Source organism: Enterobacter cloacae complex sp. FDA-CDC-AR_0132 (assembly GCF_003010695.1).
Lineage (GTDB): Bacteria > Pseudomonadota > Gammaproteobacteria > Enterobacterales > Enterobacteriaceae > Enterobacter > Enterobacter ludwigii.
Genome location: NZ_CP027618.1, coordinates 1,139,606 through 1,152,607, shown reverse-complemented (window position 1 = coordinate 1,152,607; position 13,002 = coordinate 1,139,606). Strand labels below are relative to the sequence as shown.

Sequence of the window (13,002 nt, the reverse complement as noted above, 5' to 3'; positions counted from 1 at the left end):
GTTAGTCGAGTTCTGAGCAGTTCACTAATTTTAGCGGATTTACGGAATTCATATTGCGACACTTATCGGCTTCAGTGCTCATCAGTTCAATCCACTGCATCAGGAGCGCGTCGAAGAGGAAAACCGAGACAGCAAATACAACCAGCCACCAGTATTTACGAATCATGCGTATCGTTCCGGGCGAAGAGGTTCAGTGAGGTGGTGGAAATATACACGAAAAGTCGCGGTTTAAAAGGGGGATAAACGAAGGTTTACACAGCCTTGACGGTGACAGGCGCGGGCAATAAAAAAGGCGCATCCCCATGCCAGGTAGCGCCTTTTTAAACAAGCATTTCGCTAACCGAAATTAGTTCATGCCGTATTTTTTCAGTTTCTTACGCAGTGTACCACGGTTGATACCCATCATCAGGGCAGCGCGGGTTTGGTTACCGCGGGTGTATTGCATCACCATGTCCAACAGTGGCTGTTCAACTTCAGCCAGTACCAGCTCATACAGGTCATTAACATCCTGACCGTTCAGTTGAGCAAAATAGTTCTTCAGTGCCTGTTTAACCGAGTCACGCAGGGGCTTTTGAGTCACCTGATCCTGAGAGTTAACGGTAGAAACGGTCAGTACGTCAGAATTTACGCGTTGTTCGAACATAGTTCTGTCAGCTCTTTATTTCATTACGCAAGATTTTCGAAGTATGCCTCCAACGCCTCCAGCTGTACGCTGGCATCCTCTATGGCGTTGAATGTGCGCCGAAACTGGTCATTTGGAGCGTGCTCCTGGAGATACCAGGATACGTGTTTACGCGCAATTCGGTACCCTTTTGCCTGACCATAAAAGTCATGCAATTCCCGAACATGCGAACAAAGCAAGCGCTTTACCTCTGCCAGTGGCAGTGGGGCAAGCAACTCCCCAGTGTCCAGATAATGCTGGATTTCCCGAAAGATCCAGGGTCTTCCCTGAGCGGCACGTCCTATCATCAGAGCATCAGCTCCCGTATAGTCGAGCACAGCTCTGGCTTTAAGCGGGTCAGTAATGTCACCATTCGCGATAACCGGAATGGAAACTTTCTGCTTAACTGCCCGAATGCTGTCGTATTCAGCTTCACCATTGAACAAACAGGCGCGAGTGCGTCCATGGATGGTCAGGGCCTGAATGCCACAGTCTTCGGCCAGTTGGGCAATCTCTACACAGTTACGGTGTTCCGGCGACCAACCCGTGCGAATCTTCAACGTAACAGGAACGTCCACTGCGCTGACAACCGCGGTCAGGATAGACTTCACCTGGTCGGGGTATTGCAGAAGGGCTGAACCTGCAAGCTTGCGATTCACTTTCTTGGCCGGGCAACCCATATTGATATCAATAATCTGGGCGCCACTTTCCACGTTAATCCGCGCGGCATCTGCCATCTCTTCAGGCACGCTTCCGGCAATTTGCACGGTGCGAATACCTGGTTCATCAACGTGCACCATCCGAAGGCGGGACTTATCGCTTTCCCACACTTGTGGGTTAGACGACATCATCTCGGAAACGGTTAAACCTGCCCCCATCTCATAGCACAGCGTCCTGAACGGCCGGTCGGTAATACCTGCCATTGGGGCTGCGATCAGGCGATTTCTGAGCTGGTAGTGTCCGATGCGCATGAGTTAAGAAATGACCATACTGTGACTGCAAGGCGGCGTATATTACGCATTTTTTGCACGAGATGAAAGGCCAAACTTTGAACAATCCACTGTTGTAGATCAAGGAATCGCCGCTCTGTCCTTCAGGTGAAAATTATAAACCTGTTAAATCATAAAGTTATGATGGAATGATTATTTTATAGCCGCTTACAATTTCCCGTAACTTCTCATCATTTCTGAATAAATGCATCACTTGAGCGGGATAATCTGCTGTTTTTAGCAGCAGATTATCCCGCTTGTTTGCGATCTGAGTCGCATTTTAGAACATGATCTGCATGCGAAAAATGCGCATTATTCGACGACTACGCGACCATGAAGGGGTTGTACCGGGCGGTTATTTTCGTGGTGCATCATGTGGGAGAATTTCTCAAGCTGCTCTGTAGAGACGGTCTGCGGGTGCTTCAGTACAATCCAGGTTACCCCCTCTGAGCACGGCGGTGTGGTCAACGAGCCGCTAAAGCGCCAGTACGTTTTATCTTTTGGAATCAGCTTGTTCAGATTGAGATCCTGCTTAATGGAGACGTTCTGTTCGGCCTGCTCAGGCATGACGCTCCACAGCTTATTCAGTTCCGGGTTCGCGGCCCCTTTATCGAACATGACCGCCACCACCGCCAGCTCACCGGCCGCGTTTTTGTGCACCAGATGCATTTCCATCGCAAATTTCTTGCCATGCACGGTGTTTTCGCTCGGCGCGTGGAAATGGAACTGTTGCAGGGTCCAGGTTTGCTTATCGAGGGTAAGGGTATCGCGGGTTTCCGGCTTTTCACTTGCCTGAATGGTGTGGCCGTTGTTCGTCAGCGTCACAGGGCCATCAATGTAATGTGTTTGCAGCGGGGAGAGGTGCGCGTTAGCAGTGGATTCAATGTTGATGGGGGACTGGTTCATCCCGCTTTGACAGGTTTTATAGGCCTCGTCCAGTTCGCCCCAGTGTTCCGGTGCGCCTTCGCCTTCGTAGCTCCAGTGTGATGCGCAGGCTGAAGCCGAGATAATGCTCAGCGCGAAGAGCGCTGCCTTGCCAGTAAAGTGGGTCATAGTATTCTTCCGGTGAATTATTGTGGTTCAAACCATTTTTATCAATATGTTTTGTGTGGGTATTTTACCGGAGAAGGGCACGGGAAGAGAGGATTATCGGAGTAAGAGAGGCGTGGTCAGATGACCACGCCAATGGCTTACTTTTTACGGCCCGTAATACGACACCACTCTTCTTTTTCGACCACCGGGTCGAGGGCGAAAAGATCGGCGTAGGCTTCGCATACGCTGTCAGCCTGGCTTGCCAGGATCCCGGAAAGCCCCAGCAGACCGCCGTCAACGGGCAGCACGCTGATTAACGGGGCCAGTTCGCGTAATGGGCCGGCCAGAATGTTCGCCACCACCACATCGGCTTTCATGGCTTCTGGCTGCGCATCCGGCAGATACAGTTCAAGGCGGTCAGAAACGCCGTTGCGCTCAGCGTTATCACGGCTGGCCTGAATAGCCTGTGGATCGATATCGATCCCAATGGCTTTGGCCGCGCCCAGTTTCAGCGCCGCGATAGCGAGGATCCCGGATCCGCATCCGAAGTCGATCACCGTCTTGCCGTCCAGATCCAGACTGTCCAGCCACTGCAGGCACAGAGAAGTCGTCGGGTGAGTACCGGTCCCAAATGCCAGGCCCGGATCCAGCATCACGTTTACCGCGTTTTCATCCGGAACGTCACGCCAGCTCGGGCAGATCCACAGACGTTTACCGAACTGCATTGGGTGGAAGTTATCCATCCACTCGCGTTCCCAGTCTTTGTCTTCCAGCTGTTCGATTTTGTGTGCAAAACCCGCACCCAGCAGCGGATGATTTTCCAGGATCGCGACAACCTCTTTCATGTCAGTTTCTGCATCAAACAGGCCAATAACGTCGGTATCACCCCACAGGCGGGTTTCGCCCGGCAGTGGCTCAAACACCGGCGTGTCATGCGTGTCCTGGAAGGTGATGGAGACCGAACCGGCTTCCATCAGCGCATCGCTTAGCTCTTCGGCGTTAGCGCCGGTTGTATTCAGTTTTAGTTGGATCCACGGCATGGCAAAACTCTTTATTTATCAGTAGAAATCGTAGCGGGCTGTGGGACAGGCTGACCGAAACGGTTCCCGACCACAAACGCCAGTAAACTTAACAGTAACGAAGGCACAATAGGATGGAAGCCCAGGTACTGAATTTTAAATGTAGCTAGCACGGCATACAGCACACCGCCGACAATCATGCCGCTCAGGGCGCCGGCAGCGTTGGCGCGCTCCCAGTAGAGGCCCAATACCAGCGGCCACAGGAAGACGGCTTCAAGCCCGCCAAACGCCAGCAGGTTCAGCCAGATGATCATCTCCGGCGGACGCCATGCGGCTAACAGCAGCAGCGCGCCTAAAACGAGCGTAATCACCGCCGACATACGCTTCAGGCGTCGTTCATTTTGAACCTGCTCAGGACGCAGGTTCAGATAGAGATCTTTAATGATCGTAGCGGAACTCTGCAGTAGCTGGGCGTTAATGGTCGACATTATGGCGGCCATTGGCGCGGCGAGGAATATCCCCGCGGCAAAAGGCGGAAGCACTTTGACCATCAGGGTCGGGATCACCAAATCGGGAACCGTAAGGTCGGGGATCACCGCACGTCCTAACGCACCCGCCAGATGCATGCCGAACATCAGGATTGCAACAACGACCGTCCCGATAATAATACCCCGGTGAACGGCTTTGCTGTCTTTATACGAGATACAACGCACGGCGGTATGCGGCAGGCCAATAACACCAAAGCACACCAGCACCCAGAACGACGTCATAAATGTTGGCGAAAGGATATCATCCGCACCCTGCGGGGAAATCAGTTTCGGGTCAATCGCTTCCAGAGTTTCAACGGCATGGCTCAGACCACCTGCGGCGTGAACAATTCCCACCAGCAGAACGATTGTGCCAACGAGCATCACCATCCCCTGCAGCGTATCGTTCAGCACGCTGGCGCGAAATCCGCCAAACGCGGTATACAGCGCAATGCTCACCCCAAAGATGATAAGGCCCGTCTCATAGGGGATCCCTGCAGCGGTTTCCAGCAGACGTGCCCCGCCGATGAACTGCACCGTCATTGCACCAATAAACGCGACCAGCAGGCTCAAGCTTGCCAGCCACACCAGCAGACGGCTCTGGTAGCGCGCAAACAGCATATCGTTGAGCGTCACGGCGTTATAACGGCGTGCCAGAATGGCAAACTTTTTACCCAGTATACCCAGCGAGAGCCAGACGGCAGGCAGCTGAATCATTGCCAGCAGCACCCAACCTAACCCGTATTTATAGGCTGCACCGGGGCCACCGATAAACGAGCTGGCGCTGATATAGGTGGCGGTAAGCGTCATGGCCAGCACGACACCGCCCATCGAGCGACTGCCGAGGAAATACTCATTCAGGAAAGTGCCGGTTGTCCTCTTACGCATTGCATAAACGGACAAACCAAACACGACCACCAGGTACGCGACCAGCGGCAGAATGACTTCAAGCTGCATCATCATCCTCCAGCGGGATATCCCGGTAGATAAATTTCACCATTGCCCAGCACAGCAGGATAAAGACCAGCGGCACCAGCAGGCAGGCCATTTCGAACCAGTGAGGCAGGCCGGTAATGCCAATAGCCGAGTCAGGTAAGTAAGCGGTCACCAACCATGCGGCAAGATAGAGAAGGGTCAGCCACAGCGCCCATCGCGCTTCTTTATGGGCCTGAACAAAACGCTTGTCCATTTTTTGTCCCTTGTGGATGAATAAAGCGGGGATTGTACATGATGGGGCTTTCCGATCCCCAGAAATAAAAAAAGGCCGGATTATCCGGCCTTTTTGGCGTGACTGCGCGATTACTTCTCTTGCAGACCGAGTTTTTTCTCCAGATAGTGGATGTTAGTCCCACCATTCTGGAAGTGCTCGTCGCTCATGATACGCATCTGCAGTTCAACGTTGGTTTTGATACCATCGATGATCAGCTCCTGCAGGGCGTTCTTCATGCGGGCAATTGCCACGTCACGGTTTTCGCCGTAGCAGATAAGCTTACCGATCATGGAGTCATAGTACGGCGGTACGGTGTAACCCGCGTAGATATGAGACTCCCAACGCACACCAAAGCCACCCGGCGCGTGGAAACGCGTGATTTTACCCGGGCTTGGCAGGAAGGTATTCGGGTCTTCGGCGTTGATACGGCATTCCACCGCATGGCCTTTGACCACAACTTCTTCCTGTTTGATGGACAGTGGCTGACCCGCAGCGATACGCAGCTGTTCTTTAATCAGGTCAACGCCGGTAATCATTTCGGTAACCGGGTGTTCTACCTGAATACGGGTGTTCATCTCAATGAAGTAGAACTCGCCGTTTTCGAACAGGAACTCGAAAGTACCCGCACCGCGATAGCCGATATCGACACAGGCTTTCGCACAACGCTCGCCGATGTAGCGACGCAGTTCCGGCGTAATGCCCGGTGCTGGCGCTTCTTCAACCACTTTCTGGTGACGACGCTGCATGGAGCAGTCACGTTCTGCCAGATAGATAGCGTTACCCTGACCGTCAGCCAGCACCTGAATTTCGATGTGGCGTGGGTTTTCAAGGTATTTTTCCATGTACACCATGTCATTGCTGAAAGCTGCTTTCGCTTCCGCTTTGGTCATGGAGATGGACTGAGCCAGTTCAGCATCGCTACGCACAACGCGCATACCGCGACCGCCGCCGCCGCCGGACGCCTTGATGATAACCGGATAGCCAATGCGTTTCGCATGAGCACGGTTAGCATCCATGTCGTCGGTCAGAGGACCGTCAGAGCCCGGTACGGTTGGAACACCGGCTTTTTTCATCGCGGTGATTGCGGACACTTTGTCGCCCATCAGGCGGATAGTGTCAGCTTTCGGGCCGATGAAGATAAAGCCAGAGCGCTCAACCTGCTCAGCAAAGTTGGCGTTCTCAGAGAGGAAGCCATAACCCGGATGAATTGCCACCGCGCCGGTGATTTCAGCGGCGCTGATGATAGCCGGGATGTTCAGATAGCTTTTTACGGACGGAGCCGGGCCAATACAGACCGTCTCATCCGCCAGCAATACGTGTTTTAAATCGCGATCCGCGCTTGAGTGCACAGCGACGGTCTTGATGCCCAGTTCTTTACAGGCACGAAGAATACGCAGTGCAATCTCGCCGCGGTTGGCGATAACAATTTTATCCAGCATGTTCGCCTCGTTACTCGATGACGACCAGCGGCTCGTCAAATTCAACCGGCTGACCACTTTCGACCAGAATCGCTTTCACAGTGCCTGATTTGTCTGCTTCGATCTGGTTCATCATTTTCATCGCTTCAACGATGCACAGGGTATCGCCTGCGTTGACTTTCTGACCCACTTCGATGAACGCTTTCGCATCCGGGCTCGGGGTGCGGTAGAAAGTACCAACCATTGGGGAACGTACGATGTGACCACTGATTTCTGCTGCAGCGGCAGGTGCGGCTTCAGCTGCTGGTGCAACGGCTGCGGAAAGCGCAGGCTGCTGCACTGGCGCAGCATAAGCCTGCTGCATTACCGGGAAGCTAGCGGCTGGGGCTGCACGGCTGATGCGTACAGACTCTTCGCCTTCAGAAATTTCCAGTTCGGAGATGCCTGATTCTTCAACCAGCTCGATCAGTTTTTTAATCTTACGAATATCCATGAGTGGGTTCCGTACTCTTGTTTAGTGTGATTGTGACAAGCGTTTTACCGCTGTCTGTAAAGCGTATGAATAGCCGTCAGCGCCCAGTCCGCAAATAACGCCAGCGGCGATATCTGATAGATAGGAATGGTGGCGGAACGGCTCTCGGGCGTGCACATTGCTCAGGTGGATCTCGATAAACGGGATACTCACTGCGAGCAGTGCGTCGCGAATAGCAACACTGGTGTGCGTAAACGCGGCCGGATTGATCAGGATATAGTCCACAGTGTCTTTAGCCTGATGAATACGGTCGATGATTGCGTACTCCGCGTTCGACTGAAAATGATCCAAATCCACATTCAGCGACGTTGCTTCCGTGCTCAGACGGTTAACAATTTCACTCAATGTTAGCGAGCCGTACTTCTCTGGCTCGCGGGTGCCGAGCATGTTCAGGTTCGGTCCGTTTAAAACTAAGATATGGAACTTATCAGCCATTGTGCCGCTATCTCCTGCGATTCTCCGGTAAAAAACAAAATATACCTTCGAAGCACGATTGTCACCTTTTCAGAGGCCTAAAACCGCTGTCGGGTAAACCAAAGTCGCACATTATAACGATTTCGTAGCATTTGGCAGCTAAATACTGGTCTTATCAGGGAAGATTATCAACCGCTATCCGAAAAAGATTCGCGGTTGACAGGGATTCTGCGGGAAAACGCACAGTTTCGCGAATTATCGCAACCACTGACGGAACTTCTTGTAACGCCATGCTAAAAGCGCCACAGCCAGCAGCGCGTAGAGTATGGGCTGCGGGGAGAGGATCTTCACCGACCACAGATAATGGATGGGTGCGAGGATCGCGACAAGATAGACGAAGTTGTGCAGCAGTTGCCAGCGCCTGCCCAATGTACGTTGTGCATATTGCGTTGATGTCAGTGCTAATGCCAGTAACACCAGCCAGCTCACGATACCTAACGTCAGGTACGGACGGGTGACCAGTTCGCGGCCCAGCAGTGCCAGGTTGTTAATGCCCAGTTCCAGCAAGGCGTAGCTGGTCAAATGGAGCGTCGCCCAGGCAAAACACCATAGCCCCAAAAGCCGGCGGGTGCGTATCAATAATGGCTGTTTAGCGTAGCGCGCTAACGGTGACACCAGCAAGGTCGCCAGTAAAAATTTCAGAGCCATCCGACCGGTAAAGTGCTGGATATCCTTTGCCGGATCAGCGCTAAAAAGCCCCTGGCTGGCGGCCCAGAATAACCAGATAAAAGGAAGCAACCCGGCTAAGTGCAACAGCACTTTCAGCCAGGTTATCTGTTTTGCCGTTAAACGCACTCAGAAGTTCTCCCGTAAATTAAGGCCACGGTAAAGCGACGCCACTTCATCAGCGTAGCCGTTAAATAACAGCGTTGGCTGACGCTTCACATCCAGCGCGCCGCCGGAACCGATAAATCGCTCGGTGGCCTGTGACCAGCGGGGATGATCGACGTGCGGGTTCACATTGGCAAAAAAGCCATATTCGTCGGGTGCCGCCAGGTTCCAGGTCGTGGGGGGACGTTCGCGGGTGAGCTTAATGCTGACGATAGATTTAATCCCTTTAAAACCGTACTTCCACGGCACCGTTAAGCGAACAGGCGCGCCGTTCTGCGGCGGGAGTGCTTTGCCGTAAACACCGACGGTCAGCAGCGTAAGAGGATGCATCGCTTCGTCGAGCCGTAACCCTTCGACATACGGATACGCAAGCCCACCGCCGATAAACCGATCTTTCTGGCCCGGCATCTCGTCCGGGGCGTAGCGCGTCTGGAAAGAGACATATTTTGCGTTGCTGGTGGGTTCAACCATCGCCAGCAGTTTATGCAGCGGGAAGCCTACCCAGGGCACGACCATCGACCAGGCTTCCACGCAGCGCATGCGGTAGATACGCTCTTCCAGTGGAAAGCGGGTAGTGAGATCGTGATGGTCCAGCGTCAGCGGTTTTGCCACTTCACCGTCGATTTTCAGCGTCCACGGATCGGTTTTCATACTCCCCGCGTTGGCCGCAGGATCGGCCTTATCGAGACCAAATTCGTAGAAATTGTTATAGCCGGTCACTTTGTCTTCCGGCGTGAGCGTCAGTGTGTTTTGCCACTGCGCGGGCTTCGTAAAGGTGAGCGGGGCGCCAGAAGGGGCTTTCGGGCGATCGTTACCTTTAAACCAGTCGAGCAGGTCGGCATGAGCCGCAGGGGAAAGCGTCAGTGCGGTGGCGCTGATGCCAAGCATTTTCAGGATCTGGCGGCGCTGTAACATAAAGACAGATTCCGACGTTACGTCGGCTTCCGTCAGTTTTCGGGTTTTCATGGCATCCTCCGTCATGCGTTTTTCTAAGCATGACGGAGGAGAGGGATTAGCGCGAATATGTCACGAAAATTTGAAGATTAGGCAATTTTCACCAGCGCGCGGCCGTGGAACTGGTTGTCCATGATCTTGCTGGCATATTCAGGCGCCTGGCTAAGCGTGATTTCGGTTGCGCTCTGAGTAAAGAACGTGTCCGGCAAATCGCGCTGCAGACGTTCCCAGGCCGCAATGCGGCGCGCCGCCGGGGTCATTACGGAATCAACACCCTGCAGGCGAACGTTACGCAGAATAAAGGGCATCACGGTGGTGGGCAGGGCAAAACCGCCCGCCAAACCACAGGCTGCCACGCAGCCGCCGTAGTTCATCTGCGCCAGCACTTTTGCCAGCACTTTGTCACCGACGGTATCTACCGCACCTGCCCAGAGCTGTTTTTCCAGTGGACGGGTTTCGGCAAACTCGTCGCGGCTCAGGATGCGATTAGCGCCGAGCTGACGCAGGTACGCGTGGGTGCTCTCGCGCCCGGAAACTGCCGCAACCTGGTAACCCAGTTTGTGCAGCAATGTCACCGCCGTGCTGCCCACACCACCGCTGGCACCGGTCACGACGATCTCACCCGATTCAGGGCGAATACCGGCATCTTCCAGCGCCATCACGCACAGCATGGCGGTAAAGCCTGCGGTACCGATGATCATCGCTTTACGACCATCCAGGCCTTGTGGCATCGGCACCAGCCAGTCGCCTTTCACGCGCGCCTGTGTCGCCAGCCCACCCCAGTGATTTTCACCCACGCCCCAGCCCGTGAGCAGCACCTGCTGGCCGGCATGGAAGCGTGGATCTTCGCTCGCATGAACCCGGCCCGCAAAATCGATACCTGGCACCATAGGGAAATTTCGGATGATTTTACCCTTCCCGGTAATAGCCAGCGCATCTTTATAATTTAAACTGGACCAGTCGATGTCGACGGTCACTTCGCCTGCCGGCAGTCGGCTCTCTTCAACGGCCTGCACCGAGGCAAGCGTTTTGCCGTCCTGTTGTTCTAAGATCAAAGCCTGCATACAGGGTCCTCACGACTCAGATGATTGGAAAATAGCTCCTGAAGACTATACTCCCTCAGGGAAAAGCAATGCCGATTTAACGCAATAAATTGCCAGATACGCCAAGTTTGATAGTATGCCGCATTTGAAATGCAAGTTAGCGCTTACTCGCTACCCCCTCAACCCACGGAGTTATCTCAAGGATGCGATTAACGACGAAGTTCTCGGCTTTTATCACCTTACTGACGGGGCTAACCATTTTTGTCACGCTCCTTGGCTGTTCTCTGAGCTTTTATAACGCCATTCAGGACAAGCTGGTTAATCGGGTGCAGTCTGTCGCGTCGGTGATTGATAATCGTCTCCTCACCACCCCGCTGCCGGCGCTGTCCCGCGAGCTGGATGAGTTGATGGTACCTGTCGATATTGTCCAAATCGACATTCTGCAGGGAAAGCATAATGTTTTAAGCCATGCCCGGCAGGACAGCTATCGGCCTGCGGGCGTGGTAAGCCAGTACCGGGAAGTGACGGTGCACTCCCTTAAAAACCCGGGCATGACCATAAACATGGTCTACCTCGATCCAATGGCCAGCTACTTCCGCTCGATGATGACCACCGCGCCGCTCACCGTCGCCGTCGCGTTTATTGTCCTGCTGATTTTTCTCGCGGTTCGCTGGCTGCGCCGTCAGCTCTCTGGTCAGGAACTGCTGGAGATGCGTTCCGTGCGAATACTGAACGGTGAACGTGGCCCGCAGGTGCGTGGCTCGATCCATGAATGGCCTGCGCGTGCCAGCAGTGCGCTGGATACGCTGCTCTCAGAAATTCAGTTCGCCAGCGACCAGCGCAGCCGTATGGACACGCTGATCCGCTCTTACGCTGCGCAGGATAATAAAACCGGGCTGAACAACCGTCTTTTCTTTGATAATCAACTGGCCACGTTGCTGGACGATCCGGAAAAAGTCGGGACGCACGGTGTTGTCATGATGATTCGCCTGCCCGATTTCGATCTGCTGCGCGACACCTGGGGACAGCGCGTGGCGGAAGAGAATCTCTTTACGCTGATCAACCTGCTCTCCACCTTTATTATGCGTTATCCGGGTGCGCTGCTGGCCCGTTATCACCGCAGCGACTTTGCCGTGCTGCTGCCTCACCGTACGCTGAAAGAGTCAGAAAGCATCGCCAGCCAGCTGCTGAAAGCGGTGGATGCGCTGCCGCAGAGCAAAATGCTCGACAGGGACGATATGGTTCATATGGGCATCTGTGCCTGGCGCGGCGGCCAGTCGACGGAACAGGTGATGGAACATGCTGAAGCGGCAACCCGCAACGCCGTGTTGCAGGGCGCTAACGGCTGGGCTGTGTATGACGATTCGTTACCGGAAAAAGGGCGCGGCAATGTGCGCTGGCGAACGTTGATAGAGCAAATGCTCAGCCGCGGCGGGCCGCGCATTTATCAAAAACCGGCGGTGATGAAAAACGGGAACGTTCATCACCGTGAGCTGATGTGCCGTATTTTTGACGGTACGGAAGAGGTCATCTCCGCGGAATATTTACCGATGGTGCTGCAGTTTGGGCTTTCTGAAGAGTATGACCGCCAGCAGATCACCCGACTCATGCCGTTTTTATCCTTCTGGCCCGAAGAAAACCTGGCGCTACAGGTTACCGTGGAGTCGTTAATTCGCCCGCGTTTTCAGCGCTGGTTGCGTGATACATTAATGCAATGCGAAAAATCGCAACGCAAACACATTATTTTTGAACTTGCTGAGGCGGATGTGGGTCAACACATCAGCCGGTTACGTCCGGTAGTACGGTTGATTAATGCGCTAGGTGCCCGTGTCGCGGTCACGCAGGCGGGTTTAACGCTGGTCAGTACTAACTGGATTAAGGAACTGGATGTGGAGTTATTAAAGCTGCATCCGGGGCTGGTAAGGAACATTGAAAAGCGCACGGAAAACCAGCTGCTGGTACAGAGTCTGGTGGAAGCGTGCAAGGGAACGCGAACACAAGTCTTTGCCACGGGCGTGCGCTCCAGAAGCGAATGGCAGATGTTGACAGAGCGCGGTGTGACGGGCGGTCAGGGGGATTTTTTTGCCTCCTCTCAGCCGCTTGACACCAATGTGAAAAAATATTTGCAAAGATACTCTGTTTGACCTGCCGTTTAATCCGTTTTCACGTAGAATATCGCGCCTGTAGCTTTGAGTATGACGAGCAAAAAGCCAGTGAACGACCTTTAGCGGGTTACAAATGTCAGTGAGGGACGCTACTGTGTACTCAGCCCTGAGGGAATCAGGGAAAGATTTGTAACATCAGGATACGTA

14 protein-coding genes are annotated in these 13,002 nt (G+C 53.8%); 1 reads left to right on the top strand and 13 read right to left on the bottom strand.

Annotated features, from left to right (window positions below):
- Window position 1 precedes the first annotated feature (1 nt).
- The 13 genes from AM379_RS05575 to acuI form a co-directional block, all read right to left on the bottom strand.
- On the bottom strand, window positions 2-166 hold the full coding sequence (locus tag AM379_RS05575; protein ID WP_020883498.1) for a DUF2556 family protein: 165 nt from the start codon (window positions 164-166) through the stop codon (window positions 2-4).
- Window positions 167-346: 180 nt separating this feature from the next.
- Window positions 347-643: a DNA-binding transcriptional regulator Fis gene (gene fis, locus AM379_RS05570; protein ID WP_000462905.1), complete on the bottom strand. Its 297-nt coding sequence runs from the start codon at window positions 641-643 to the stop codon at window positions 347-349.
- Window positions 644-666: 23 nt separating this feature from the next.
- Window positions 667-1,632, bottom strand: coding sequence for a tRNA dihydrouridine synthase DusB (dusB, locus tag AM379_RS05565; protein WP_014171871.1), 966 nt, complete (start codon window positions 1,630-1,632; stop codon window positions 667-669).
- 330 nt (window positions 1,633-1,962) lie between these two features.
- A complete protein-coding gene (locus AM379_RS05560; protein ID WP_032679073.1) occupies window positions 1,963-2,703 on the bottom strand; it encodes a carbonic anhydrase in 741 nt (246 codons plus the stop codon).
- Window positions 2,704-2,840: 137 nt separating this feature from the next.
- The gene (prmA, locus tag AM379_RS05555) at window positions 2,841-3,722 is read right to left on the bottom strand and encodes a 50S ribosomal protein L11 methyltransferase (protein ID WP_014171869.1); all 882 of its coding nucleotides are present in this window, start codon (window positions 3,720-3,722) and stop codon (window positions 2,841-2,843) included.
- Between the two features lie 11 nt (window positions 3,723-3,733).
- Entirely contained in the window at window positions 3,734-5,185 is a 1,452-nt protein-coding gene (panF, locus tag AM379_RS05550) for a sodium/pantothenate symporter (RefSeq protein ID WP_020883501.1), read from the bottom strand.
- Window positions 5,175-5,417, bottom strand: a complete 243-nt coding sequence (locus AM379_RS05545) for a YhdT family protein (protein WP_006178860.1) — start codon at window positions 5,415-5,417, stop codon at window positions 5,175-5,177. The genes panF and AM379_RS05545 overlap by 11 nt, the downstream gene beginning before the upstream one ends.
- 110 nt (window positions 5,418-5,527) lie before the next feature.
- Window positions 5,528-6,877 (bottom strand): acetyl-CoA carboxylase biotin carboxylase subunit, encoded by a 1,350-nt coding sequence (accC, locus tag AM379_RS05540; protein WP_020883502.1) that lies wholly within the window; start codon window positions 6,875-6,877, stop codon window positions 5,528-5,530.
- A gap of 10 nt (window positions 6,878-6,887) precedes the next feature.
- A complete protein-coding gene (gene accB, locus AM379_RS05535; protein WP_014171866.1) occupies window positions 6,888-7,349 on the bottom strand; it encodes an acetyl-CoA carboxylase biotin carboxyl carrier protein in 462 nt (153 codons plus the stop codon).
- Between the two features lie 21 nt (window positions 7,350-7,370).
- A complete protein-coding gene (aroQ, locus tag AM379_RS05525; protein WP_014171865.1) occupies window positions 7,371-7,823 on the bottom strand; it encodes a type II 3-dehydroquinate dehydratase in 453 nt (150 codons plus the stop codon).
- Between the two features lie 234 nt (window positions 7,824-8,057).
- Complete coding sequence (gene msrQ / locus AM379_RS05520) at window positions 8,058-8,657, bottom strand: protein-methionine-sulfoxide reductase heme-binding subunit MsrQ (protein ID WP_014171864.1); 600 nt, start codon at window positions 8,655-8,657, stop codon at window positions 8,058-8,060.
- The gene (gene msrP, locus AM379_RS05515; protein WP_020883504.1) at window positions 8,658-9,659 is read right to left on the bottom strand and encodes a protein-methionine-sulfoxide reductase catalytic subunit MsrP; all 1,002 of its coding nucleotides are present in this window, start codon (window positions 9,657-9,659) and stop codon (window positions 8,658-8,660) included.
- A 77-nt stretch (window positions 9,660-9,736) separates the two neighbouring features.
- The gene (acuI, locus tag AM379_RS05510; RefSeq protein ID WP_020883505.1) at window positions 9,737-10,711 is read right to left on the bottom strand and encodes an acrylyl-CoA reductase (NADPH); all 975 of its coding nucleotides are present in this window, start codon (window positions 10,709-10,711) and stop codon (window positions 9,737-9,739) included.
- A 182-nt stretch (window positions 10,712-10,893) separates the two neighbouring features.
- On the opposite strand from acuI, the gene csrD reads away from it, so the two are divergent.
- Window positions 10,894-12,834 (top strand): RNase E specificity factor CsrD, encoded by a 1,941-nt coding sequence (csrD, locus tag AM379_RS05505; RefSeq protein ID WP_014171861.1) that lies wholly within the window; start codon window positions 10,894-10,896, stop codon window positions 12,832-12,834.
- The last annotated feature ends 168 nt before the right edge of the window (window positions 12,835-13,002 follow it).